The 25,437-nt window shown below is 64.9% G+C and carries 25 protein-coding genes; 20 read left to right on the top strand and 5 right to left on the bottom strand.

The annotated features are described in order from the left end of the window. Positions 1–96 precede the first annotated feature (96 nt). A complete protein-coding gene (locus ACNAOH_RS10740) occupies positions 97–1,041 on the top strand; it encodes an isopenicillin N synthase family dioxygenase (protein ID WP_443970166.1) in 945 nt (314 codons plus the stop codon). A 27-nt stretch (positions 1,042–1,068) separates the two neighbouring features. Here the strand turns inward: ACNAOH_RS10740 and ACNAOH_RS10735 are convergent, their stop codons facing one another. Next, positions 1,069–1,431, bottom strand: coding sequence for a dihydroneopterin aldolase (locus tag ACNAOH_RS10735; protein WP_443970165.1), 363 nt, complete (start codon positions 1,429–1,431; stop codon positions 1,069–1,071). Between the two features lie 125 nt (positions 1,432–1,556). Here ACNAOH_RS10735 and ACNAOH_RS10730 point away from each other — a divergent pair, with 125 nt between their 5' ends. Genes ACNAOH_RS10730 through ACNAOH_RS10715 form a run of 4 tightly spaced genes read left to right on the top strand, consistent with a single transcriptional unit; the run spans position 1,557 to position 4,589 of the window. Beyond that, the gene (locus ACNAOH_RS10730) at positions 1,557–2,093 is read left to right on the top strand and encodes a GNAT family N-acetyltransferase (RefSeq protein WP_443970164.1); all 537 of its coding nucleotides are present in this window, start codon (positions 1,557–1,559) and stop codon (positions 2,091–2,093) included. Between the two features lie 50 nt (positions 2,094–2,143). After that, positions 2,144–2,713 carry a DUF1285 domain-containing protein gene (locus ACNAOH_RS10725; RefSeq protein WP_443970163.1) on the top strand — a complete coding sequence of 190 codons (570 nt, stop codon included), beginning with the start codon at positions 2,144–2,146 and terminating at the stop codon, positions 2,711–2,713. Continuing rightward, positions 2,710–3,339, top strand: coding sequence for a CoA pyrophosphatase (locus ACNAOH_RS10720; RefSeq protein ID WP_443970162.1), 630 nt, complete (start codon positions 2,710–2,712; stop codon positions 3,337–3,339). The genes ACNAOH_RS10725 and ACNAOH_RS10720 overlap by 4 nt, the downstream gene beginning before the upstream one ends. After that, a complete protein-coding gene (locus ACNAOH_RS10715) occupies positions 3,336–4,589 on the top strand; it encodes a CCA tRNA nucleotidyltransferase (RefSeq protein ID WP_443970161.1) in 1,254 nt (417 codons plus the stop codon). The genes ACNAOH_RS10720 and ACNAOH_RS10715 overlap by 4 nt, the downstream gene beginning before the upstream one ends. Here the strand turns inward: ACNAOH_RS10715 and ACNAOH_RS10710 are convergent. Beyond that, positions 4,526–6,325, bottom strand: coding sequence for a putative bifunctional diguanylate cyclase/phosphodiesterase (locus ACNAOH_RS10710; protein ID WP_443970160.1), 1,800 nt, complete (start codon positions 6,323–6,325; stop codon positions 4,526–4,528). The genes ACNAOH_RS10715 and ACNAOH_RS10710 overlap by 64 nt on opposite strands. 104 nt (positions 6,326–6,429) lie before the next feature. Next, positions 6,430–8,721: a DNA topoisomerase IV subunit A gene (gene parC, locus ACNAOH_RS10705; protein WP_443970159.1), complete on the bottom strand. Its 2,292-nt coding sequence runs from the start codon at positions 8,719–8,721 to the stop codon at positions 6,430–6,432. A 95-nt stretch (positions 8,722–8,816) separates the two neighbouring features. Between parC and hemB the strand changes: the two genes are divergently transcribed. Genes hemB through ACNAOH_RS10690 form a run of 3 tightly spaced genes read left to right on the top strand, consistent with a single transcriptional unit; the run spans position 8,817 to position 10,970 of the window. Continuing rightward, positions 8,817–9,827 (top strand): porphobilinogen synthase, encoded by a 1,011-nt coding sequence (gene hemB, locus ACNAOH_RS10700; protein WP_443972115.1) that lies wholly within the window; start codon positions 8,817–8,819, stop codon positions 9,825–9,827. Next, a complete protein-coding gene (locus ACNAOH_RS10695; protein WP_443970158.1) occupies positions 9,820–10,422 on the top strand; it encodes a GNAT family N-acetyltransferase in 603 nt (200 codons plus the stop codon). The genes hemB and ACNAOH_RS10695 overlap by 8 nt, the downstream gene beginning before the upstream one ends. After that, entirely contained in the window at positions 10,419–10,970 is a 552-nt protein-coding gene (locus ACNAOH_RS10690) for a gamma carbonic anhydrase family protein (protein ID WP_443970157.1), read from the top strand. The genes ACNAOH_RS10695 and ACNAOH_RS10690 overlap by 4 nt, the downstream gene beginning before the upstream one ends. A gap of 52 nt (positions 10,971–11,022) precedes the next feature. Here ACNAOH_RS10690 and ACNAOH_RS10685 read toward each other — a convergent pair whose 3' ends face one another. Beyond that, the gene (locus ACNAOH_RS10685) at positions 11,023–11,607 is read right to left on the bottom strand and encodes a hypothetical protein (RefSeq protein ID WP_443970156.1); all 585 of its coding nucleotides are present in this window, start codon (positions 11,605–11,607) and stop codon (positions 11,023–11,025) included. A 151-nt stretch (positions 11,608–11,758) separates the two neighbouring features. On the opposite strand from ACNAOH_RS10685, the gene rplU reads away from it, so the two are divergent. The 12 genes from rplU (at position 11,759) to lptG (ending at position 24,249) form a co-directional block, all read left to right on the top strand. Continuing rightward, positions 11,759–12,109 carry a 50S ribosomal protein L21 gene (gene rplU, locus ACNAOH_RS10680; protein ID WP_443970155.1) on the top strand — a complete coding sequence of 117 codons (351 nt, stop codon included), beginning with the start codon at positions 11,759–11,761 and terminating at the stop codon, positions 12,107–12,109. Between the two features lie 27 nt (positions 12,110–12,136). Then, positions 12,137–12,406, top strand: a complete 270-nt coding sequence (gene rpmA / locus ACNAOH_RS10675; protein WP_443970154.1) for a 50S ribosomal protein L27 — start codon at positions 12,137–12,139, stop codon at positions 12,404–12,406. 241 nt (positions 12,407–12,647) lie between these two features. Continuing rightward, positions 12,648–13,226, top strand: coding sequence for a GNAT family N-acetyltransferase (locus ACNAOH_RS10670; protein ID WP_443970153.1), 579 nt, complete (start codon positions 12,648–12,650; stop codon positions 13,224–13,226). A 154-nt stretch (positions 13,227–13,380) separates the two neighbouring features. Next, on the top strand, positions 13,381–14,448 hold the full coding sequence (obgE, locus tag ACNAOH_RS10665) for a GTPase ObgE (RefSeq protein WP_443970152.1): 1,068 nt from the start codon (positions 13,381–13,383) through the stop codon (positions 14,446–14,448). Continuing rightward, complete coding sequence (proB, locus tag ACNAOH_RS10660) at positions 14,433–15,572, top strand: glutamate 5-kinase (protein WP_443970151.1); 1,140 nt, start codon at positions 14,433–14,435, stop codon at positions 15,570–15,572. The genes obgE and proB overlap by 16 nt, the downstream gene beginning before the upstream one ends. Beyond that, complete coding sequence (locus ACNAOH_RS10655) at positions 15,569–16,492, top strand: SDR family oxidoreductase (RefSeq protein ID WP_443970150.1); 924 nt, start codon at positions 15,569–15,571, stop codon at positions 16,490–16,492. The genes proB and ACNAOH_RS10655 overlap by 4 nt, the downstream gene beginning before the upstream one ends. A gap of 102 nt (positions 16,493–16,594) precedes the next feature. Beyond that, a complete protein-coding gene (locus ACNAOH_RS10650; protein WP_443970149.1) occupies positions 16,595–18,100 on the top strand; it encodes a sensor histidine kinase in 1,506 nt (501 codons plus the stop codon). A gap of 109 nt (positions 18,101–18,209) precedes the next feature. Then, on the top strand, positions 18,210–18,455 hold the full coding sequence (locus ACNAOH_RS10645) for an acyl carrier protein (protein ID WP_443970148.1): 246 nt from the start codon (positions 18,210–18,212) through the stop codon (positions 18,453–18,455). Between the two features lie 3 nt (positions 18,456–18,458). Further along, entirely contained in the window at positions 18,459–19,724 is a 1,266-nt protein-coding gene (gene spt / locus ACNAOH_RS10640) for a serine palmitoyltransferase (protein ID WP_443970147.1), read from the top strand. A 66-nt stretch (positions 19,725–19,790) separates the two neighbouring features. Further along, entirely contained in the window at positions 19,791–21,800 is a 2,010-nt protein-coding gene (locus ACNAOH_RS10635; RefSeq protein ID WP_443972114.1) for an ATP-binding protein, read from the top strand. 151 nt (positions 21,801–21,951) lie between these two features. Further along, a complete protein-coding gene (locus ACNAOH_RS10630; RefSeq protein ID WP_443972113.1) occupies positions 21,952–23,151 on the top strand; it encodes an LptF/LptG family permease in 1,200 nt (399 codons plus the stop codon). 3 nt (positions 23,152–23,154) lie between these two features. Further along, positions 23,155–24,249, top strand: coding sequence for an LPS export ABC transporter permease LptG (lptG, locus tag ACNAOH_RS10625; protein ID WP_443970146.1), 1,095 nt, complete (start codon positions 23,155–23,157; stop codon positions 24,247–24,249). Between the two features lie 12 nt (positions 24,250–24,261). Here the strand turns inward: lptG and ACNAOH_RS10620 are convergent, their stop codons facing one another. Beyond that, positions 24,262–25,344, bottom strand: coding sequence for a fatty acid desaturase family protein (locus tag ACNAOH_RS10620; protein ID WP_443972112.1), 1,083 nt, complete (start codon positions 25,342–25,344; stop codon positions 24,262–24,264). Positions 25,345–25,437: the final 93 nt, after the last annotated feature.

Below are 25,437 nucleotides of genomic sequence, written 5' to 3'. Positions count from 1 at the left end.
CAATTCCACGCCGGCGGGAATCGCGCAAGCCACGGGATGACTTTTGGCGCTTGCAGGCCTAGATTGGAGACCTCACCAGCAGGACCGACCGGACTCATGCCCACCCCCGTGCTCGACTATATTCCGGTTCTTTCCCTCACCCGCATGGAGCGCGACGCCTTCGCGCAGGCGATCGGAGAGAGCTTCCGCACCTTCGGCTTCGCGATGGTTTGCGATCATGGCATGGACAGCGGACTTGTCGCGGACGGATGGGCGAAGGCGAAGGCCTTCTTCACGCTGCCGGAAGAGGTGAAGCGCGCCTATCTCGTCCCCGGCGGCGGCGGCCAGCGGGGCTACACGGCCTTCGGCACGGAGGTCGCCAAGGGTGCGAGCGAGAACGACCTCAAGGAGTTCTGGCATGTCGGGCGGGAGCTGCCGGACGGCAGTCCGCTGGCGAAGGACATGCCGCCCAATATCTGGCCGACCGAGATTGAAGGCTTCCGCGAAACCTTTTCCGCATTGTTCGACGCCTTCGACGAAACCGGGGGGCGCATCCTCTCCGCGATTGCGCTCTATCTCGGGCTGGACCCGCACTGGTTCGACGGCCCCATCGAAGACGGCAATTCCATCCTGCGGCTTCTGCACTACCCGCCTGTGTCTGCGGACGCGCCCGGCGTGCGTGCCGGCGCCCATGAAGACATTAATCTCATCACGCTTCTATTGGGCGCCGAGGAAGGCGGGCTGGAGCTCCTCACGCGGGATGGCGAATGGATTCCCGCGACGCCGCCACCGGGCGCGCTCGTCATCAATGTGGGCGATATGCTCCAGCGCCTCACCAACCATGTGCTGCCCTCGACCAGCCACCGCGTGGTCAATCCGCCGGTCGAGCGGCGCCACATCCCGCGCTACTCCATGCCCTTCTTCCTGCACCTGCGTCCGGATTTTCTCATCGACGCGCTGCCCCAATGCGTCACTACCGATAATCCGCGCCGCGAAGCGCCGATCACCGCGCATGACTATCTGCATCAGCGACTTGTCGAGATCGGACTGGTGAAGAAGTAGAGGGTTACGGCGGGCATAAACATCGGCTTACTTCCGCCAGCGCCCCAGCGTGACGCCAATCTTCTCGCCCCGTTCGGAGAGAGCGAGTTTGACGATCTTCACCGTCACATGGCGGACCTTTTCGTCCTGCAGGAACAGCGTGTCGATGATGTGATCGGCCACCGCCTCGATGAGAGTGAAGTGCCGGTCCTGTCCCAGCGCAGTGGAGGCGGCGTGCTTCAGGTCCATATAATTCTTGGAGGCACCAAGCGGCGTGTCGGGCGCATAATGCTCCGCATGGGTGAGCAATGCGCGCACGCTGATGCGCAACGGCTGGGGGAGATGGGTCTCCTCCGAATAGATGCCGGTCAGCACGTCCACATCGAGGTCGTCCACCTCGAGCACAAGCATGTCGTCCGCTGGATGCACCGGAAAGTCCACAGCCGCCGCCCTCTTTTTCCTTTGTTGGCGCAGGGAAAATCGCTAAGGCGCGCGCCTTCCGGCGCTATGGCCGGGTTCTGTGAGGACGGCAAGCAGTGACTGGTATCGACACGAGGGACATCACGCGTCTTTCCGGCGTCGATGATCGCGCTGTCGATGCGCTGCTGGACGCCGCTTTCGGCCCGGAGCGGTTCGGGCGCACGGCCTATCGCATCCGCCTCGGCATGGCCTGGCTCACGGACCTGAGCTTCGCGGCCCATGATGACGCCGGGCGGCTCGTCGGCACGCTGCAGAGCTGGCCGGTCGCGCTGCATGGGGACGATGGAGCGCAAACGGCGCTCATCATGGTCGGCCCGGTCGCAGTTCAGCCGGATGTGCAGCATGCCGGGATCGGTCGCGCGCTCATGGACCGGCTGATCGAGACGGTGGACGCAGGGGGCGCCGAGCCGCTCGTCATGATCGGCGATCCGGAATATTATGGCCGCTTCTGGGGCTTTACGGACACTGCGACAGGCGGCTGGGAGGTGCCCGGCCCGGTCGAGCGGCGACGTCTGCTCGCGCGCGCCGCGCCTGATGCGACGATGCCATCATCCGGCACGCTTGGGCCACGGCGCATCCTGATCGCGGACTGATTCGCCACAAGGCGCTTTGCGCGCGGGCGGCATCGCCCTATCTTGGCGCCATGGCCGATACTCCGTTCACCGATCTGCCGATCCGGCTGCCGCTCGATATGGCCGAAAACGCTGGCACGGAGCAGCGCTATCCGGTCGATAAATGGAACCCGCCCCATTGTGGACACAGCGGGATGCGGATCGACGCGGAAGGACGCTGGTGGCACGAGGGGCGCCCGATCGCGCGGTCTGCCCTCGCCCGGCTCTTCGCGCGCCTCCTGCGGCGCGAGGCTGACGGACGGCACGTGCTGGTGACTCCCGTGGAAATGCTCGACATCGATGTAGATGACGCTCCGCTGATCGCGAGCGAAGTCGAGAGCGAGGGCGCGGGCAAAGCCCGGACGCTGCGCCTGCGCCTCGCCCTGCTGGACGACTGGGTGACCGTCGATCCCACTCACCCCATCCGCGTGGAGGAGGGCGAGCGCGGCCCCCGCCCCTATCTCGATCTCGACCACGGGCTGTCGGCACGGATCGACCGGCCCGCTTATTATGCGCTGGCAGAACTGGCTTTGTCCGAGGAGAACACGCCACCCGGCCTCTGGAGCGGCGGCGCCTTCTTCCCGCTGGAGAGCGCTGCTTGACCCTGCGCGACCGGTTGCGGGCAGCGCTCGACGCGCGGGATCGCGCACATGACCGCCCCTCCTTCGTGGATCTTCGGCCCGACCCGTCCGCGCCGCTGACCGGCGAGTTCGCGCCTGCTGCCGTGCTCATCCCCTTCACCGACCGGCCAGACCCCGGCCTCATCCTCACGCAGCGCCCCGCCCTCATGTCCCGTCATGCGGGGCAAGTCGCCTTTCCCGGCGGGCGGCTCGACCCTGGCGATGCCGATGCCGTGGCAGGTGCTCTCCGGGAGGCGCGGGAGGAAATCGCGCTCGCGTCCGATACCGTGGACATCGTCGGCCTGATGGGGCGCTACCGCACCGGCACGGCCTTCGAGATCGAGCCGGTCGTCGGCGTCATTCCGCCCGGCCTGCCCCTCACCCCGGCGGATGGCGAAGTGGATGCAATCTTCGAGGTGCCGCTGTCCTATCTGCTCGATCCGGTGAATCTCGCGGTCAAGTCCATGGATTGGAACGGAGCGGAGCGCCGCTATTACGAGATCATATGGAAGGACTTTCGCATCTGGGGGATCACCGCCGCAATCATGGTCGATCTGCTGACCGCCGTGGCGCGAGCGGAGGGACTGACGGAGCCTCTCCGCCGATGAGCGCGCCCGATCGTCCTATGGCGTTGCCCTCCCATCTCCCCGATGCCGAATGGCGGCGAAAGCCAGGCCTCAGCCTGCTGGCAGAAGCGCTCGGCGCAGCGGCGGGCGAAGCGCGGTTCGTGGGCGGCGCGGTGCGCGATGCCCTGCTCGGCATTGCCGCCAAGGATGTCGACATTGCGACGATCCATTCCCCGCGCGAGGTGATCGAACGAGTGACGCGCGCGGGCTTCAAGCCCGTGCCGACCGGTATCGATCACGGCACGATCACTGCCGTGCTCCACGGCTGGCCGGTAGAAGTGACCACGCTTCGCCGCGACGTTTCCACTGATGGCCGCCGGGCGACGGTCGCGTTCGGCACCGACTGGCGCGAGGATGCCGCCCGGCGCGACTTCACGATGAACGCACTCTATGCCGACCCGACGAGCGGCGCGATAACCGACTGGTTCGGCGGGCTGGAAGATCTTGCCGCCGGCCGTGTGCGCTTCATTGGCGATCCGGCACAGCGCATTGCGGAGGACCATTTGCGCATCCTGCGCTATTTCCGCTTCGTGGCGCGGTTCGGTGCACTCGATCCTGCCTCGGCCGATCATGCAGCCTGCGTCGCCCATGCGCCGAGCCTGATGGCGCTCTCGCGCGAGCGCATTGCAGACGAAATGCTCCGGCTGCTCGCCCTGCCCGACCCGGTGCCCGTGCTCCGCGCAATGGTGGAGGACGAAGTTCTTGCGGCCGTCCTTCCCGAAATCAACGCCACGGGCGCGGACGCGCTGGCGTCGCTCGTCACGCGGGAGAAAGCGGCTGGCATCCCGCCAGACGCCCTGCGACGGCTGGCGGCGCTGCTCCCGGACGATGCCCCGGTGGCTAGGCAGGTCGCCGCACGTCTGCGCCTCTCGAACAAGGCACGGCGGCGACTGACGGTCGCCACGACCGGCCCGGCTGACGAAGAAAAAGGTGGCCCGGTCGCTTTGGCCTATCGGATCGGGACCGAGGGGGCGCGGGACCGCATCTTGCTTGGTCGCGCGCTCACGATGGACGCGCTGACCGATCTCCCCGTCGAGGGCGCGCTTCCTGTCCTGCCGCTCTCGGGCGGAGATCTTATTGCGATGGGATTGCCTGCCGGGCCGGTCGTGGCGCGCACGCTTCAGAGACTGGAACGGGAATGGACGGAGGCGGGCTTTCCGCCGCCGGATCAGACCCGGTCGCTCGCGCTCAGGCTGGTGGAAGAGTCGCTGCGCGAGGCCCAGAAATCATAGGCCTCGTCCGCTGAGAGGGGGCGCGCGAAATAATAGCCCTGACCCACATCGCTGCCGAGCCGGGCGAGCGCGACGGCCATTTCTTCGGTTTCGATGCCCTCGGCAGTCGTGCTCATGCCGAGTGCGCCGGCCAGGCTGATGATTGCGCGGACGATAGCGATCTTGTCCGCGTCGCCGATCATATCGGTCACGAAGCTGCGGTCGATCTTGAGAATGTCGATGGGCAGGGACTGGAGATTCGCGAGGTTCGAGAATCCCGTCCCGAAGTCATCCATGGCGACGGTCACATCCATCGCCTGTAGCGCGCCGAGCAGTTGCCGCGTCTTGTCCGGGTCGGCGATCAGCGCGCTTTCGGTCAGCTCGATCGCCAGCCTTTTCCCGGTGATCCCCGCCACCCGCAGAGCCTGGGCCACTGCGCTGGGCACGTCGTCTCGCGCCATCTGCACCGGGGAGAGGTTGACGTTCATCATCACCGGCAGCGCGGTGCCCCGGCGCTTGTCCCATTCCGCGAGAGTGAGCGCACATTCGAGGAGCGCCCAACGGCCAAGCGGAACGATGAGCCCCGTCTCCTCCGCCACGGGTATGAAATCGTTGGGCGGAACATTGCCCAGTTCCTCGTCGTCCCAGCGGGCCAGCGCCTCGAAGCCTTTGACCTCACCAGTCTGGAGATTCACGAGCGGCTGGAAGACCAGGTGCAGCTTGCTGTCCGCAAGCGCCTCCCTCAGCCGGTTCTCCAGCGTGAAGCGCTTCAGCGCCTCATCGAGCACGTTGGCGCGGTAGATCTCGACCTGACGGGAGTGCTTGGCGCGCTTCACCGCGGCCTGCGCCTTGCGGATCACATTCTCCGCGTCCGCTTCCGTGTCTCCCACCTGACCGAGGGCACAGCCGATCGCACACTCGATGTTGATGAGATAGGTGGAAAGTCTGAAGGGTGTTTCGAGCGCTCGGCGCACACGCTCCGCGATCTGCAGCACGTCGGTCAGGCCATGACCGACCCGGCTGAGAATAGCGAATTCATTGCCGCCAATCCGGGCAAGCGTGTCGCCACCCCGCAGGATCGATTTGATCCGCCGCGCGACGGTAATGATGAGTTCATCGCCGGCAAGCGCCCCAAGCGATTCGTTGATCCGGCTGAAGCGAATGAGATCGATGGCAACGACGGCAAACCCGCCTCCGCTCTCGCTCCGGCAGGTTTCGATGAGCAACTCGGCTTCCTCGACGAAACCGATACGGTTGGGCAGCGAGGTGAGGCTATCCGACAGCAGCTCCCTGCGCAGGGTGCTTTCCACCTTTCGCTCGCTCGTCCGGTCGATAGCGGTAAAGAGCAGCAGTCGCGCGGCGCCAGTGCCGATCCAGCTCAGCGTGCAGCTATAGGCCACTGTGCCGAGCGCTTCTTCGAGCTGGACTTCGAAACGATCGTGGCGCCGCCGCCCAACGAACATTTCTTCGGCGCGCTTGCGCCAGTCGAAGGTCGCCAGCGGGCGGTCGAGCGGCGTGAGGGCGCTACCATTTTCGAAATGAGCGGAGAAGCCGATGTTCGTCGCGACGATCGAAAGGGTGTTGTCCACAAGGTCGAGTATCGCCGCGGGATGGGGCATCGCCTGCAGCAGATCTTCAAGCGCCAGCGCATCGTCCCTGTCAGCAGAACGCCCGACGACGGATGACGCGGATACGCCCTCACGCACGGCGGAGGGGACCACCGAGACGAGGTTTTTGCCAAGGGCGCGGGCGCTCATGAAACCGTTTGTAGCCGCGACAGGGTAAACGAAGGTTAAACTGCCGAAATATCAGTATTTCGTAGCGGTGCCGCCTTCAACCCTTGGAAAGATTCGCCCGTTACCTATCCGAAACGGTTATCGCGCGGAAAACCGTTGGGGGGCATTCGCCCGCCCGCTCCCCGCGCCGAACGCCACGGCAGGAGGTCGGTCTCGGTCCTCGTCCGCCCGCTTTCGCCGCCCATGGTCCAGCTGAGGCCGTCGGCGAGCACCAGTGTCGTCGCGTCGGCCAGTCCGCCATCGCGGTAGCGTTGCAGAGTGACGCCCTGCCCACGTGTCATCTCGGGCAATTCGGAAAGCGGGAAGATCACCAGCTTCCGGTTGTCGCCCATCACTGCCACGGTGTCCGCCCCGCTCGCAATGGCGCGCACGACCTTCAGCACGGCCTTGTCCTTGAGGTTGACGACCTGTCGCCCCTTGCGCGTCTCCGCGATGATCTCCGCCATGTCCGCAACGAAACCGCGCCCGTCCGATGCGGCGAGGAGCAGCTTGCCGCCGGTTCGCGCCGACATGAGGGCGACGATGCCGGTCTCATTGGCCAGATCGATCATCAGCCGCACCGGCTCGCCAAAACCTCTGCCACCGGGCAGCTTGTCCGCGCCCAGCGTGAAGACCCTGCCATCGCTGCCGAAGAGCAGCAGTTTGTCCGTGGTCTGCGCATGGAAGGCGAAGGCGGGTCCGTCCCCTTCCTTGAACTTGAGCGCATCGGTCGACCCAAGATCGACATGGCCTTTCATGGCCCGGATCCATCCGCGCTGAGACATGATGACGGTGATCGGCTCCCGTTCGATCATGGCCTCAAGTGGAATCTCGCGGGCGGGCGCAGCCTCCTCGACCGCAGTGCGGCGCGCGCCGATCCCGCTTTCCGGGGCGTAGCGTGCGCGCAGCGCGGCGATGTCCTTCTTGAGGCGAGTGCGCTGCCGTGCCGGACTTTCGACGAGCTTCTGAAGCTCCTCGCGCTCCTTTGCGAGATCGTCCCGCTCGCGGCGCAGCTCCATTTCCTCCAGCTTGCGCAGTGAACGCAGCCGCATGTTGAGGATCGCTTCTGCCTGGCGGTCAGTCAGCTGGAACTCCGCCATCATCACGGGCTTGGGCTCGTCTTCCGTCCGGATGATCTCGATGACCCGGTCGAGATTGAGATAGGCGACGATATAGCCTTCGAGCAGCTCCAGCCGGCCCTCGACCTGCTCGATGCGGTGGCGAGCGCGCCGCACCAACACGTCGATCTGATGGATCAGCCAGGCCTTCAGTACGTCGCCCAGCCCCATCACGCGCGGCGTGCGATCAGCACCGAGCACGTTCATGTTGAGCGGGAAGCGCACTTCCAGATCGGAGAGGCGGAAGAGACTGTCCATCAGCACGTCAGGGTCGACCGTGCGGGCGCGCGGCTCCAGTACGATCCGCAACACCGCGTCGGACTCGTCGCGCACATCGGCAAGAATGGGGAGTTTCTTGTCGTTGATGAGCGCTGCGATCTGCTCAATCAGCTTGCCTTTCTGCACTTGGAACGGGATTTCGTCGATCACCGCCACCCATGTGCCGCGCCCTTCATCCTCCTTGTGCCAGCGCGCACGCACCCGCATGGAGCCGCGCCCGGACGCGTAAGCATCGGAAATGAGCGACGGCGGGTCGACAAGCAAGCCGCCAGTGGGGAAGTCCGGCCCGCGCACGATTGCCATCAGGGCGGCATGGTCCGCGTCCGGCTGATCGATGAGCAGGCTCGCCGCATCGAGTATTTCCGCAACATTGTGGGGCGGAATGCTGGTCGCCATGCCCACCGCAATGCCGGAGGCGCCATTGGCCAGAAGATTGGGGAAGAGGCCGGGGAAAACCTCCGGCTCCTCGTCCTCGCCATTATAAGTCGGGCGAAAATCGACCGTGCCCTGATCGAGCCCCGCCATGAGGTCGGCAGCGGCCTGGGTCAGCCGCGCCTCGGTGTAACGCATCGCGGCGGCGTTATCCCCGTCGATATTGCCGAAATTGCCCTGACCGTCGACAAGCGGCGTGCGCAGCGAAAAGTCCTGCGCGAGGCGGACCATCGCGTCATAGACCGATGCGTCGCCATGCGGGTGATATTTGCCGATCACGTCGCCCACCACGCGCGCGCATTTCTTGTAGCCAGTGGTGTTACGCGCGGGGTTCGAGACGAGGATGTCGGGATTGGCCCCGGCCGGCTCCAGCCTCAGCAGGCGCATGGCCCAGAGCAGCCGGCGATGCACGGGCTTCAGCCCGTCGCGCAGATCCGGCAATGATCGCGCCGTGATCGTGGACAGCGCATAGACGAGATAGCGCTCGGAAAGCGCCGAGTCGAACGGATGGTCCCGGATGCTGTCGAGCGGATCGCGAAAATCGGTCATGGCAAGGCGATAACAAGGGCGAGTCAGCTTGAACAGAGCCGTTGCGAACGCCCGCAATGCTTGATGCACCGCGCGTCAGCGCCTATCGCGCAGGCATGAGCCAGCGCCCTGCCCCGTCCGCCGCCTATCCCGCCCTGCGCCTGCGCCGCATCCGTGCGTCCGCATGGAGCCGCGCGATGCACGCCGAGCATCGCCTCTCCCCCGCTGATTTCATCTGGCCGCTGTTCGTGACCGAGGGCAAAGGCGTGGAAACGCCGATCGCCAGCCTGCCCGGCGTCTCGCGCTGGTCAGTGGATCTTGCCGTGGCGCGCGCAAAAGAGGCCGCAACCGAGGGCATTCCTTGCCTCGCGCTCTTTCCCAATACGCAGGTCGACCGGCGGAATGACGACGGCAGCGAAGCGCTCAATCCGGACAATCTCATGTGTCAGGCGATCCGCGCGATCAAGGACGCCGTGCCGGAGATCGGTCTGCTGACCGATGTCGCGCTGGACCCCTACACTGCCCACGGGCAGGATGGCCTCATCGACGAGGCGGGCTATGTCGTGAACGACGCCACCGTCGACATGCTGATCGGTCAGTCGCTCAATCAGGCAGCGGCCGGTGCGGACATCATTGCGCCGTCCGACATGATGGACGGCCGCGTCGGCGCCATCCGGCAGGCCCTGGAGGAGGAAGGCCATGCCAATGTCCAGATCATGGCCTATGCCGCCAAATATGCGAGCGCCTTCTATGGTCCGTTCCGCGATGCGGTCGGCTCGGGCGGCCTCCTGAAGGGCGACAAGAAGAGCTATCAGATGGACCCGGCCAACGGCGCGGAAGCTCTGCGGGAAGTGGCGCTCGACATCGCCGAGGGCGCGGACAGCGTGATGGTGAAACCCGGCCTCCCCTATCTCGATGTCGTGGCGCGCGTGAAGGATGCGTTCGCTGTGCCGGTCTTCGCCTATCAGGTGAGCGGCGAATATGCGATGATCGAGGCTGCCGCCGCCGTAGGTGCGGGAGACCGCGATGCGCTGGTCATGGAGACGCTGATGGCGTTCAAGCGGGCGGGCTGCACCGGCGTTCTCACCTATCACGCACTGCACGCCGCGAGGCTCCTCAATGGCTGAACCGGGGGCCGAATCCAGCCCTGAGGTCATTCTGGAGACGGCGCGCCTGCGGTTGCGCAAGGAGGCGGAGGGCGACCAGGCCGTCTGGCTCGCGCACATGAACACGCCTCAGGTGCTGGCCAATCTGGGCGGGCCGCGCACGCCCGATGAAGTCGCGCAGAGCTTCGTCCGCAAGGCGGAAGGATGGGCGCGATTCGGCTATTCCTTCATGATGGTCGAGCGCAAGGACGATGGCCTGCTGATTGGCCATTGCGGCCTCGCGCCCATCGAGACGGAGGTGGCTCCGCCCGCCCTCAGGGATCAACCGCAGATCGGCTGGACGCTGCGCGCGGACTGCTGGGGCCGGGGCTATGCGACGGAAGCCGCCCGTGGCGTGCTCGCCATGGCGTTTGAAACACTGGGCAAATCCGTGATCTACGGACAAACGTCTCAGAGCAATCCGGCGTCCTGGCGCCTCATGCAGAGGCTGGGCATGGAACGACTGGCCGACCTCGACTATGTCGACCCGGACTATCCCGCAACTGACAATCCAACCATGATCTACGCGATCACGCACGCCGACTGGCGCGCTCAACAGGAGCCGATGGCCACATGACCAAGCCCCTCATCCTGCCCATCAATGGGAAGACTCCGAAGATTCACGACACGGCCTTCATCGCGCCAGGCGCGATCATCATTGGCGATGTGGAAATCGGGCCGCAGGCCAGCGTGTGGTACAACTGCGTCCTGCGCGGCGACATTCACCGGATCAGCGTCGGCGCCCGATCGAACATTCAGGATGGCACCGTTATCCACGTCGAAGGCGATCATGATGGCGACGGCGGCTGCCCCACCGTCATTGGCGAGGACGTGCTCATTGGCCATATGGTGATGCTGCATGGCTGCACACTCATGGATCGCGCCTTCATTGGCCTCGGCACCATCGTCATGGATCGCTGCGTGGTAGAGGGCGACGCGATGCTCGCGGCCGGCGCGATGCTGACACCGGGCAAGCGCATCCCCGCGCGCCAGCTATGGTCCGGCCGCCCGGCCAAGTTCATGCGCGATCTCGATGATGCGGCGATCGCGGGCATGCAGAGCGGCGTCACCCATTATGTCGAGGCGGCCGAGAAGCACCGGGCCGCGCTGGCCGGATTGGGCTGACGCTCCACCTCAGTGCAAGCGGCAGCCCGCCAGCGCTGAAAGAGGGAAGGCCTCAGGGCTGCCTGAGGCTCTGGCGAAGTCGATCAAGCGCATCATTCTGGCGATCGACGGCCAAGGCAAGCATGTCCCGCTCGCGAATCAGCGCCGTGCCTACAGGCACGCCGGTCCCCATCGTCGACACATAAAGTGTGTCGAGCCCGGCGAGCGCCGCCACGCTGTCATAACGAGCGGAATCAAGCGCGCTGATCTGCGCCTGGGCCTGTACCCAGTTTTCGCTGGAGACAGGCGCGGTTCCGGCCCGGCTGACAGCGCTCTGCGCGGCAGATACGACCTTGTCGAACGCCACCACGCCCTGCTGCCCTTGCGCGACCAACCGGGCCGCATCCGGGGAAAGCGCGGGATCGACGGGAGCCGGCGCCGCCGATTCGGCCTGCGGCACGTCGCTGTCCCGCTGATCCTCGATCGGGCGCTTGGCCAGCGAGGGCCATGCACGCATCGTGGTGGCGGCGTGCACGTCGACGCTGCCAAAGGCGAGCAAAGCAAGAAAACTGGCGAAACGGCGTAACATCACGCGCATGTAGGACACAGCATCGAGTGCTTCAACGGCCCGCGCGGAACCCACCGAAAAAGCACCCACGAAGGCGGGAGAATCCCCCCGTGCAGCATTGACAGTGCAGGCCGCTTCCACTATCGGGCCGCTTTCCCGCGCTTATGGCTCGCGGGCGGGCATCTTTCAGTGCCGGCCTCGATCATGTGCGCCAAGCAGTTTGTTGAGAGAAGCGAGACCCATGTTCGCAATCGTGCGCACGGGCGGCAAGCAATATCGCGTCGCCGCCGGAGACAAGATCGTCGTCGAGAAGCTGGCAGGCAATGCCGGCGATTCCGTGACGCTGGATGACATCCTCCTTGCCGGCGAAGGCGCCGACCTCAAGGACGTCAAGGGCCTCACTGTCTCGGCTGAGATCGTGGCGCAGGCGAAGGGCGAGAAGGTCATCGTCTTCAAGAAGCGTCGCCGCCACAATTATCGCCGTCGCAACGGTCACCGCCAGCAGCACACGATCCTCAAGATCGTTGCCATCGGTGGCGAGAAGAAGAAAACCGCCGCCAAGAAGGCGGACGCAGCCCCGGCCGAGGCCTGAGACGGAACGCAAGAGGAGTAACGCACCATGGCACACAAGAAAGCTGGCGGCTCGTCGCGCAACGGTCGCGATTCTGAGTCGAAGCGCCTCGGCGTCAAGAAGTTCGGCGGTCAGCAAGTGATCGGCGGCAACATTCTCGTCCGTCAGCGCGGCACGAAGTTCTACCCGGGCCGTAATGTCGGCATCGGCAAGGATCATACCCTTTTTGCCCTCTCCGAGGGTCGCGTGGTGTTCCACGACGGCAAGCTCGGTCGCAAGTTCGTGTCCGTGGACATGATGGCGGAAGCAGCCGAGTAATCGGACGATCGACACAGGGATCGTCCAGTGGGCGGTCCCTTGGTGACCCGGAGACGGGTCCCCAGCAAACCAAGGGAGAAGGGGTCGCCCCTCCTCCCTTTTTTCTTGTCTTCCTTGGATCTTAGCTGCCGACAAGGCGTTTGCACCGCAAGCGGGCGTCAGGCCCGTTCAGAGCGATGGTCGCTGTCTCGGGAGCGTCATCTAAGTGCGGTATATCCGCGCGCCTTGGGAGACAGGACTGATGTTTGCTCGCACTGAAAGACTGCTGCTGCGTCCCGGCTGGCGTGAAGACGCCCTCCAGCTCGCTCATCTGCTCGCCGATGGTACTGTGGCGCGGAACGTGTCGCGCATGCCGTTCCCTTATGGCGAGGCGGAAGCGCTCGATTTCATTGGGAAAGACCATGATCCGCTTTTTCCCCGGCTGCTCGCCTTCTCGCGCACCAACGGTGCGCCGCGACTCGTCGGCGGCTGCGGCCTCCACCGCAACGAGGAGGGCGATGTGGAGCTCGGCTACTGGATCGGCCAGCCCTATTGGGGCCTCGGTTTCGCCACGGAAGCCGCGCGGGCGGTGCTGTGCATGGCGCGCGCGTGCGGTCATAGCGCAATCCGCGCCGGGCATTTCGTCGACAATCCCGCCTCTGGCCGGGTGCTTCGCAAGCTTGGCTTCCGTCCCACAGGCGAATTCACGCGGCGTTACAGCATCGCGCGTGGCGAGGAGGTGCTCTGCGCCGAATTCGAAAACCGTGGCGAGGCGGGGATGCGATGCAATGACGACCCGGCCGACGAGGTTTACGGAGACGCGCGCTTCGCCGCTGCCTGATCCACCCACGCTCCTCCACTGCCATTAGCGCAGTACGGCCGGCTTCTCCTTGGCGAGAGGCCGGCCGCCTCTTGTCACGAGCATATTCGCCCGTCCGGCAATTGCGCAACGCAAGTCGTTTCCCCGCGGCGCCAATTCGCTCTATAGGGCCGCCATGCATTTCCTCGATCAGGCAAAAATCTACATTCGTTCCGGCACCGGCGGTCCCGGCGCGGTCAGCTTCCGGCGCGAGAAATATATTCAATATGGCGGCCCCAATGGCGGCAATGGCGGCAAGGGCGGAGACATCATCTTCGAGGCGGTGCCCGGCCTCAACACGCTTATCGACTTCCGTTACACCCAGCATTTCAAGGCGCCACGCGGTGGCCATGGCGAGGGTGGCGACCGCACCGGCGCGGGCGGGCGCGATCTCGTCATCAAGGTGCCCGTGGGCACGCAAATTCTCGCAGATGATGACGAGCGCACTCTGCTCGCGGATCTAACCAAGCCCGGCGAAAGCCTCGTTTTCCTGCCCGGCGGAGACGGTGGCCGGGGCAATGCGAGCTACAAGTCATCGACCAATCGCGCGCCTCGCCAGCATGGCACCGGCTGGCCGGGCGAAGAGATGTGGGTGTGGCTGCGCCTCAAACTCCTCGCGGACGTCGGCCTCGTCGGCATGCCTAATGCCGGCAAGTCCACCTTCATCAATCAGGTGAGCAATGCCAAGGCGAAAGTCGGCGCCTATGCCTTCACCACCACGCGCCCGCAGCTGGGCGTTGTCAGCCACAAGGGCCGCGAGTTCGTCGTGGCCGACATTCCCGGCCTTATCGAGGGCGCGGCCGAAGGCGCTGGCGTCGGCGACCGGTTCCTTGGTCATATCGAGCGCTGCCGGGTGCTCCTGCATCTCATCGACGCCACGGGCGACGATCCGGCCGAGGCATGGCGCATCGTCATGGACGAACTGTCGGCCTATGGCGGCGGACTGGACGAAAAGCCCCAGATCGTCGTGCTCAACAAGGCCGACTTGCTCGACGAGGAGTTGATGGCAGACATTGCCGAACAACTCACCGAAGCCGGGGCCGACGATATTCGCTGCATTTCGGGCGCAACCGGCGCAGGCGTCGAGGATCTGCTCGACGCCATCCTGCCGTTGCTGGGCGAAGCGACCACCGGCGGCGCCGACGGCGCGTTCGATGAGGAGGATGAGGGCGACGACGGAGCGACGACATGGTCGCCGATCTGAGCGAACTCACCGGTTTCCTTCCCGGCAAAGTCCGCAGCCTCGTCGTCAAGGTCGGATCGGCCTTGTTGGTCGATGGCGACGGCACGGTTCGGCGGGACTGGCTGGCGGGCCTTGTCACGGAGCTTGCCGCACGACGCGCCGCCGGTCAGGCGATCATCGTGGTCTCCTCCGGGGCAATCGCGCTTGGGGCACGTTGGCTCGGCCTTGCAAAGGGTGGGCGCGCCACGCTGGAGGACGCACAGGCCGCTGCCGCTGTCGGCCAGATTGCGCTCAGCCAGGTCTGGGCCGACCTCTTCGCATCTCACGACCTGACCGCCGCGCAGATGCTGGTCACGCTGGGCGATCTCGAAGATCGGCGACGCTACCTCAATGCCTCCGCCACGCTGGAGCGTCTCCTTGGTCTGGGCGTCGTGCCCGTCATCAACGAGAATGACAGCGTCGCGACCGAGGAAATCCGCTTTGGCGACAATGATCGCCTCGCCGCGCGCATCGGTCAGGCGGCACGCGCCGACGCCGTTCTCCTTCTGTCGGACATTGACGGCCTTTATACCGCCAATCCTCACCGCCATGCCGATGCCGCTCACATCCCCTTCGTTCCGCGGATCGACGGGGCGATCGCCGCGATGGCCGATGCCGATTCCGCGTCCGGCATGGGTTCGGGTGGCATGATTTCGAAAATCGAGGCGGCCCGCATCGCCACAGGCGCGGGTGCGCATCTCGCCATTGTCTCGGGCCGGGTCGATGCGCCGCTGGGCGCATGGGCCGCCGGGGCGCGCGGCACCATATTCAAGGGCGCGGCCCGGCGCGGCGCCCGCAAGGACTGGCTGGCCGGGCGTCTCACGGTCAAGGGCGCGATCATGATCGACGCCGGAGCCGCCACCGCACTCTCCAAAGGCCGCAGTCTTCTGCCCGCCGGCGTCACGTCCACGAGCGGCACTTACGCGCGTGGCGATGTAATTGACGTCGTAGGGCCGGACGGCGCCCGCCTCGCTCGCGGCCTTGCCGAGTATGACAGCGCGGACGCTGCGCGCATCATTGGCCGGCGCAGCGAGGATGTCGCGCAGTTGCTGGGTGAACCGGGCCGCGCTGTCCTCGTCCATCGCAATCACATGGTCCTGCTGTGAGCCAGCACGTCGCCATCACTGGCGGCACTGGTTTCGTCGGCAAGGCCGTCCTCGCCCTCGCCGCCGAGCAGGGCATTGCCATCCGCGCGCTCACTCGTCGGCCGCAGGAGCCTTGCGATGGCATCAGCTGGGTCAGCGGCGACCTCGCCGATGCGGACGCGCTCGATCGGCTGGTAGACGGCGCGCAGGCCGTCATTCACATCGCTGGCGTGGTCAACGCGCGGGATCGCGCCGGTTTTCTTGCGGGCAATGGTGAAGGCACGCACAATCTCGTCGCGGCGATGAAGCGCCAAGGGGCCGAGCGCCTCGTCCATGTCTCCAGCCTCGCCGCGCGCGAACCGCAGCTCTCCGATTATGGCTGGTCGAAGGCGGAAGCCGAGCGCCATGTATGCGAGAGCCCGCTTGACTGGACGGTGGTGCGCCCGCCCGCAATCTACGGCCCCGGCGATGCGGAACTGCTTGAACTGTTCCAGATGGCGGCGCGCGGTTTCGTGCTGCTGCCACCCGGCGGACGGCTCTCGGTCATTCATGTCGATGATCTGGCCCGCCTGCTCCTTGTGCTCGCGGCAAGGAAGGGCGGCGAAACGCGCACCGCGACCTATGAAGTGGACGATGGCCAGTCGGGTGGACGAACCCATGTCGCCTTCGCGCAGGCCATCGGCCGGGCCGTGGGACGGGACCGAGTGCGAACCCTCGCCCTGCCGGCTTCCGCGCTGAAATTCGCAGCGAGGATCGACCGCCTCCTGCGCGGAGACAAAGCCCGCCTCACGCCCGATCGCGCCGCCTATTTCAGCCATTCGGACTGGGTGGCCCGCACAGCGATGCACGTGCCCAGGTCCATCTGGACTCCGGCAGTCACCATCGAGGAAGGCTTGTTATCCACCGCGCAATCCTACCGTCTGCGCGGTCACCTGCGTTAAACCGTCGGCAGCCTGATCTAGGTCAATATGTCCCGGCTTGCCCCGGGCCAGTCGTTTCGTTCATAGTATGATCGCTGGCATTCCGCCGCGAGGCTCGCCGTAATGCCAGGGGTACTTCCGCCTTCGATCAATACGCTCGTCGCCGATCCGGACCGGCTGGACGTCTTGCACCATCTCGATCTGCTCGACTCTCCAGCGGAACCGGTATTCGACGATATCGCTCTGACAGCGGCCGCGCTGTGCGAAGCACCCATTGCGCTTGTCAGCCTCGTCGACGAACATCGCCAGTGGTTCAAGGCGCGCGTGGGGTTCGAGCCGAGGCAGACACCGATCAATCAGGCGGTGTGTGCCTTCGCGCTCGAGACGGACGATCTGCTCGTCATTCCCGATTTGCGTTATGATCCGCGCACGAAGAACAACCCGCTTGTCACGGGGCCTGAGGGCATACGCTTTTATGCCGGAGCCCCGCTTCGCACGGCAACCGACGTCGCCCTCGGTTCGCTCTGCATCATCGACAAGGCTCCTCGCCTTCAGGGCCTCACCGAGGCGCAGAGGCAAGGGCTGGAGGCTCTCGCCCGGCAGGTGATGGCTACCATTGCGCTACGCCGGCGGATCATCGAACGTGAGGCCTCGCTGGTGACGCAGGTCGAGGAACGGCGCCTGCTGCGGCAGTGGATGGAGAATGTGAACGCCGCCCATGTCGCGGGCGGCATCGGCACCTTCCGCTTCGATCGCCGGACTCGCGAGTTCTCAATCTCGTACGAGGCGCAGGCGCTGTTTGGCATGCCGCCAAGCGACCATTACACGCCCGAGGACTTTGAGCGTCTGGTGGTCGAGGAAGACCGGCACGTCGCCTCGAACGCGCAGAACCGGGTGGACGGCTCCGCCATGCTGGACGTCGTGTACCGTGTCCGTCGGGCAAACGATCAGCAGATTCGCTGGATCGCGCGCAAGGCGACCTGGGAGCGGGACGAAGAGGGCAGGATCGTCGCGATGGTTGGCTCCCTTCAAGACGTGACGCAGGACACGCTTGTGCGCGAGGAGCTCTCGCACCGCTTCAAGAATATGATGTCCATGGTGCTGGCCATCTCGACCCAGACCCTACGCAATGTGAAGGAGCGCGACGCAGTAGGCGCTTTCGAGCAGAGGCTGCTCGCGCTCGCGGGCGCTAACGACATGCTCGCCCGTCAGCACTGGAGCGCCGCCCATATCAACGAGGCGATCGACAAGGTGCTGAACGCGCTGGGGATCGGGTCACGGGTTCATCGAGAGGGCGCTGCCGTCCTGCTTGGTGCGCAGGCCACGATCGGGCTCTCGCTGGTTATTCACGAGCTCGCAACCAACGCATTGAAATATGGCGCTCTTTCACAGGATGGGGGTTCGGCGGGCCTGATCTGGCGGATCGAGGGCGTAGGCGACGATGCTCAGCTTGTTCTCGAATGGACCGAGCATGACGGTCCGCCCGTCACCCCGCCGGAGCGGCGCGGTTTTGGCTCGCGCCTGATCGCGATGGGATTGCTTGGCACGGGCGGCGGCACGATCAGCTACGACGAGACGGGCGTGTGCGCGTGCATTGTAGCGCCCCTGCACAAAGTCGTTCCCGCCTAACGAGCGCGTTTCACACCCTATTCGTGCCTGAATCCGGCCTTATTCGCTTGCCATAGCCGCGCGGCGGCGCAAGAGATGCCGCCACCATTCACGAAGGGTCTAGACGCACATGGCGGATCGCCAGCAGGTTTTCACGCAAGTTCAGGCGCAGATCGCGCCGTTCAACAAGAAGGGCGTGGCGCTGACCGAAGCCACGACATTCGCTGGCGACCTCGAATGGGACAGTCTGACCGTGATGGACTTCGTCGCGGCGATCGAAGACGAGTTCGACATCATCATCACCATGAACATGCAGGCCGAGATCGAGACAGTGGGTCAGCTGGTCGATGCCGTCATCAAGCTGAAGAGCGCCTGAGCCATGACAGAGGCACAGGCGACTGCCGCAGACGCGCACACCCCCGCCGCTTTGCCCAATGCCCGGGATCTCTTCTCCAAGTTCGATCCGCTGATTGCCGAGCGTGAGGCGCTGCTGGCGACCGGCGTGCGCGATCCCTTCGCTATCGTCATGGACGAAGTGAAGTCGCCCACGCTCGCCATCATCAAGGGCAAGGAAACCATCCTGCTCGGCACCTATAATTATATGGGCATGACCTTCGATCCGGACGTGGTCGCGGCGGGCAAAAAGGCCCTCGACGACTTCGGCAGCGGCACGACTGGCAGCCGGGTGCTCAATGGCACCTATCAGGGGCATAAGGCGTGCGAGGACGCGCTCAAGGACTTCTATGGCACCAGCGGCGCCATGGTGTTCTCCACTGGCTATCAGGCCAATCTCGGCATGATTTCCACGCTGGCGGGCAAGGGCGATTACGTCATTCTGGATGCGGACAGCCACGCATCCATCTATGATGGCTGCTTCCTCGGTGATGCCGAAATCGTCCGCTTCCGCCACAACAGCGTCGAGGATCTCGACAAGCGGCTGGGGCGCCTGCCCGCCGACGCACAGAAGCTCGTCGTGCTCGAAGGTGTCTATTCCATGCTGGGCGACGTGGCTCCGTTGCCAGAGATGGTCGCGGCGGTGCGCAAGCATCCCAATTGCATGATCCTTGTCGACGAGGCCCATGGCATGGGCTTTTTCGGAGCCAATGGCCGGGGCGTGTACGAGGAGCAGGGTGTCGAGAAGGACGTGGACTTCATCGTCGGCACTTTCTCCAAGTCGGTCGGCACTGTGGGCGGATTCTGCGTCTCCAATCATCCCAAGTTCGAGATTCTGCGTCTCGTCTGCCGGCCCTATGTCTTCACGGCATCGCTCCCGCCCAGCGTCGTCGCGACGGCGGCCACCAGCATCCGCAAGCTCATGCACGCTGGCGAGAAGCGCGCGCATTTGTGGAAGAACAGCCGCCGGCTGCACAAGAGCCTGTCCGATCTCGGCTTCACGCTCGGCACGAAGGAGCCCCAGTCGGCGATCATCGCGGTGATCCTCACGGATCAGGCGCAGGCCGTGGCAATGTGGCAGACGCTGCTGGAGCTGGGGCTTTACGTCAACATGGCTCGTCCGCCCGCAACGCCGGCCGGCACCTTCCTGCTGCGCTGCTCGCTCTGCGCGGAGCATAGCGACGATCAGGTGGATCAGATTATCGCCATGTTCCAGGCTGCCGGAAAGGCCACCGGAGCGCTGCCGGGCTGAACCGTCAGGCCACCAGGCCGAAAAAAGCTGCCAATCGTCAAGGACTTGCGCTAGAATTCCGGGGTGATGGGGGTAACGGAAAGCCTGGACGAAGGATCTGAGGAACGGCCGGGCTGGCGTCGGGCTGTTCCTATCGTTCTGGGCCTTCTGCTCATTCTTGCGCTGGGGTCGCTCTTCTATTTCGCGAGCCGGGCCAGCGAAGAGCGCGAGCGTGCTCTGGCCCTTCAGCGCCACAGCTACGAAGTCATCAATCTCGCCCGTAAGCTCGACGGGACCATTGCGCACGCCGAGACCCTGCTGGCGCGGTACGTCGTGAGCATGGATAGCACGACCGGCCGCCAATATCAGGATATGTGGCGCAATGCCGGCGGCCTCATCGAGAGTCTGCGGCGCTCCACGCGGGACAGCGAACAGCAGCAGGAGAATGTGAAGGCGCTGAGCGCGGCCTATGCGTCCCGAGGCGCGATCCTGAACGACATCGCCCTTCGGACGACATACGCCCAGCGTCTCGGCGCGCTTGGGCGCTTTTATGCCGCCGGCAAGGCCGAGAGCGTCAAGCGCCTGAGTGACGCGGTGGAAGCGACGATCGAGTCCGAGCAGACGCAGCTGCGGCACCGCAATCTTCTCGTGGACCAGTCTCAGACCCAGATTGATCGCCTGTACAACAGCTCGGGTCTCGTCGGTCTGGTGCTGCTGGTCGCGGCCCTGCTGGCGCTCTGGGTCGCTTATGGCGCAGCGAACGAACGCATTTTCGCCCGACGAATCGCGGCAGCAGAGGCGGCGCGCGTCGATGGGCTGGAAGCTGCGGTGCGGGCACGCACCGAGGAACTGCAGGTCGCCTATGCGCAGTTGCAGACCGAGGTCGAGGAGCGTGCTCAGGCCGAGGAGAGCCTGCGCCAGATGCAAAAGATGGAGGCGATCGGCAAGCTGACCGGCGGCATCGCGCATGATTTCAATAATATGCTGGCAGTCGTCGTCGGCGGGCTGGAGCTGGCCAGACGGTCGTTGGGGAAGAATACCGCCGCAGCCGCGCGTCATATCGACAGCGCGATGGATGGGGCAACCCGCGCCGGGGCGCTCACTCAGCGCCTGCTCGCTTTCGCGCGGGCTGAGCCGCTCCTTCCCGATCAGATCGCGCCGGATGAGCTGGTGCTCGGTATGCGCGACCTCATCGATCGAACCATCGGCGACCAGATCGAGGTGAAGCTGGAGGTCGATGCAGGGGACTGGCGTCTTTGGGCCGACCGGACCCAGCTGGAAAATGCTCTGCTCAATCTGGCGGTCAACGCGCGCGACGCCATGGACGGCCGGGGCGATCTCACCATTGCGACCTCTCGCGTCACCCTCAGCGAGAAGGAAATCGGCCAGTGCCGGGCGGGCGACTATATCCGCCTCAGCGTCAAGGACACGGGCTGCGGCATGACGCCAGAGGTGCTCGCCCATGTCTTCGAGCCTTTCTACACGACCAAGGCGGTCGGCAAGGGAACCGGTCTCGGCCTCAGCCAGATCTTCGGTTTCGTGAGCCAGTGCCAGGGCGAAATCCGGATCGACACGGCACCGGGCGAAGGCGCTGCCGTCCATGTCTATCTGCCGCGCGACACCATGTTGCGGGAGGCAACGCCCGCCAAAGTGCAGCCCGTGGCGCTATCGTCCACGAAGGAAGAGCGCATCCAGCCGCTCACGGTGCTCGTCGTCGAGGATGATGCACGCGTGCTCGGCTCCACCATGGCCGCGCTCAAGGCCCTGGGGCACAGGGGCATTTCCTGCGACCACCCTTCCAAAGCCGGGCCGACCATTGCCGCGCACGAAGAGATCGACGTCATCCTCTCGGATGTGCTGATGCCGGACATGACGGGGCCGGAAATGGTGGCTGCGCTCAAGGCGGAAATCGGCAGCCGACCAGTCATCTTCGTCACCGGTTTTGCCGGAGATGGCGAGCGCGCCGCGCAAATGGCGGGCCACCATGTACTGCGCAAGCCGTTCACTCTTTCGCAACTCGCTCACTCGATCGCGCTCGTCACGGAAGAGTCCGCGCCGAAGCCCCGGCGGCGCAGGCAGAAGCAATCGAGCGCCTGAGCATCGCGTCACCGCGTGCTCCCCCGCCTCTTGTCGCTTTTGCGAAAAAGCGGTTCCCTCTTTTCGATGCGATGCTCTACAGCGAGCGAATGAATGATGCGATGCATCGAACCGCCACACATCCTGCAGAGCTCGGCAAGGATGCGATATGCTGCTGAACGCGGCCGATCGCTATATGGCGCGGCTTATCGCCGTTCCGCTCTTCTCCAGCCTCGCCATTTCCGCGATGCTGCTGGTGCTCGACAGGATGCGCCGGCTTTTCGATTTCGTTGCGACAGAGGGTGGCCCCGTCAGCGTGGTCTGGCGGATGCTCGCCAATCTTCTGCCCGAATATCTGGGCCTGGGCATCCCCATCGGGCTGATGCTCGGCATCCTGCTCGCCTTCCGCAAGCTCGCCACCTCCTCGGAGCTGGATATCTTCCGCGCCGTGGGCATGAGTTACACCCGCCTGCTGAGAGTGCCGTACATGTTCGCCCTCGGGCTCGCGGTCGTCAATCTCGGCATCGTGGGCTTCCTCCAGCCCTACAGCCGTTACGCTTATGAGCGGCTCCGCTTCGAGCTGCGCTCGGGCGCGCTCGGTGCATCGATCAAGGTGGGCGAGTTCAACAATCTCGGCAAGGATCTCACCATCCGCATCGAGCGGAGCGCGGAAGAAGGTCGGCGTCTCTCCGGCATCTTCGCCCGCATGTCCAACCAGCGTAACCAGTCGCTCGCGGTGACGGCTGCGGGGGGCCAGTTCCTTGCCACGGACGATCCGGACGTGATCATTCTGCGGCTGACCGATGGCGTGCTCATCCATAACGCGCCGGGCTATCGCACACCGCGTGTCCTCTCATTCTCCTCGCACGACCTTCCCATTGATCTGCCCAAGATCGAGAATTTCCGCACGCGCGGCGATGGCAATGTGGAGCTCAGCCTGCCGGAACTCGTAAGGGTCGGCGCCGCGCCGCAGAGCGAGCCGCTTAAACGCGCTCAGGCATGGTCCAATTTCAATTTCCGCGTCGTCGAAGTCGCGATGATGTTCCTGCTGCCGCTGGCAGCGGTCGCCTTCGCGATTCCGCCCAAGCGATCTACCTCGGCGCTCGGCGTGTTCCTCTCGATCGTGTTCATCGTGACCTATCACAAGATCAACCAATATGCCGAATCGGTCGGCGCGCTCGGGCGGGTGGATCCCTTCCTTGCCTTGTGGGGGCCGTTCCTGCTGTTCGCCGGTCTCATTGGCTGGATGTATTATCAGACGGCCTATGTGCCGGGCGGCCAGCCTATCGGTGCGCTGGAGCGCCAGTTCGCCAAGCTGATCTCCTTGAGCAAGCGCCTTTTCCGCCGCGCGAACCGGATGGAGCCGGCCTAGCCCATGGTCCTCAACTTCTTCCCATCGCGCGCGCTTGCTCTCTATGTGGGCAAGACCTTCTTCTGGCGCTGCCTCGCCATGCTGGCGATGCTCGTGCTGGTACTCCAGATGCTCGACCTGCTGAGCGAGGCCGGAGACGTGCTCGCTTATCCGGGTAACGGCGACGCCGAACTCTGGCGCTATGTCAGCCTGCGCATGCCGCAGCTCATCTCGCGCTTTCTGCCCTTCGCGGTGCTGCTTGGCACGCTCGTTACGCTGACTACGCTCAATGCGAACAGCGAGGTGGTCTCGATGAAGGCGGCGGGCTTGTCCGCCCATCAGGTACTCGCGCCGCTGATGCTGGTTTCTGCCGTCATTGCCGCGGGCAGCTTCGTGTTCAACGAGCGGATCGTCGCGCGCTCCACCGCGACCATGTCCGCCTGGGAAGCCGCCGAATATGGGCCGATCCCCAGCGATAGTGGCGTGAAGGCGAACATCTGGGTCCGCGACGGGCAGGATCTCATCCGCGCTGGCCAGATTTCCGGCTGGGGCAACCGGGTGACGCTCAAGGACATCACCATCTACGATCGGCGGGCGAACACGCTGATTTCCATCATTCAGGCGCCAAGCGGGCGTTATGTCGGCCCCGGCTGGCAGCTTGAGAATGCCCGGCAGTTCGACGTGACCAGAGGCACCTATCGCACGATCGGCACGATGCGGTTCGGCGACACTGTCCGGCCGGATCAGTTCACGCTCTCATCGGTAGACCCGGATGGGCTGTCCTTCAGGACATTGCGGGAAGCGATCAGCGCGCTGCGCAGTGCAGGCCGGCCCGTGGCGGCGCTTGAGGGTGCCTTCTGGCACAAGATTTCCGGGCCGCTCTCGGCCCTGCTCATGCCGCTTCTGGGCAGCGTCGCGGCCTTTGGTCTCGCACGATCGGGCAAGCTCTTCGTGCGCGCCGTCATCGCCATGGCGCTGGGCTTCACCTATTTCGTGGTCGACAATTTCTCGCTCTCGATGGGCGATCTCGGCGTCTATCCGCCGCTCATCGCCGCCTGGGCGCCGTTCCTGCTGTTCCTGCTTGTCGGTGAGACTGTGCTGATCACCACCGAGGAGTAGCGTCGCGTTGGGCTAGCCGACGCGGCGAACCATCGTGCTGCGAGCAATCCGCGCGACAAGAGGCACCATGCCGGGGTGATTGCCCCGCGTGTAGGTCGATGTCTCGCCCAGTTGCGCCATCAGTCGCCGGTGCACTTCTGCAAGGCTGTGATAGGGCACGCTCGGCACGAGGTGATGCAGGGCGTGATAGCGCAGGCCCACTGGCGCCCAGAGAACGGCAAAGGGTGACGGCGGCGGCACATTGACCGAGTCGAGATACTGCGCCGTGACGCTCATCGCCTCGCCTTCATTCTCCCAGAGATGCGCCACGAGGGTGCGAAGCTGGTTGACGACCGCAACCACGGAATAGACGGCCATGCCGAGCAGAAGCGGGCGCCAGCCATAAGCTGCGGACGCCGCTAGCACGCCGATCGCCCACAAGCTCGCACCGGTCTCCTGCCAGATCCACATGCGCTTCATGTCACCCTCGGGGGGACGCCGCCGGTAGGCGGGATTGATGGACAGCGCGGAAAAGCGCGCGACGATTTCCCTGCGCAACGGCGGAAAGATCAGCCCCAGCGGCGCAAGCACAGCGAAGCGGAAGAGCAGCGCCACCGGCGCCAGCGCCGCCGCCAGAATGAACAGCGGCAGGGACCAGGGCTTCATCAGCGCCAGCGGCAGATATTCCGGGTCATCGGCCGTGCCATAGCGCGTGCGGGCATGATGCTGGGTGTGGACGCCTTCATACATGAAGGAGGGCGTGAGCAGCGGGATGCCGACCAGCAGGTTCCAGCCGAAGCGGAAGCCGGGCAACGCACCTTTGCGGATGTGAGTCAGCTCGTGAATGAAGCTCGCCGCGCGATAGAGCGCGAATGCCGCGACGACCGCCGCACCGAGTGCCAGCGGCAATGATCCCGCCATCACCGTTACAACGAAGGCACCATAGCCGACCAGGATGGAGGCAAGGAAATCCGGCCAGTAAATGCCGGCCCGCGCCGTGGCGATATCGCGCGAGAGCTCGGCTGCCGCACGCAGCATCGCGGTGTCGTCCGCTGTGCGTGAGAGCGTAGGCGCGTCGCCTGCCTGCTTTCTGAGGTCCATCTCGTGCTTCGTCATCATCGTCTCCGGGCGCTCCCATGGGGGCCGAACGTGGCAGCAATATGTTTGCTGTCAGGCCGATCGCAGCGCGGCTTGACAAGCGGAAGACAA

This window comes from Sphingobium sp. CR28, assembly GCF_052327305.1.
Taxonomy (GTDB): domain Bacteria; phylum Pseudomonadota; class Alphaproteobacteria; order Sphingomonadales; family Sphingomonadaceae; genus Sphingobium.
This window is presented reverse-complemented; position numbering and strand designations above follow the sequence as displayed.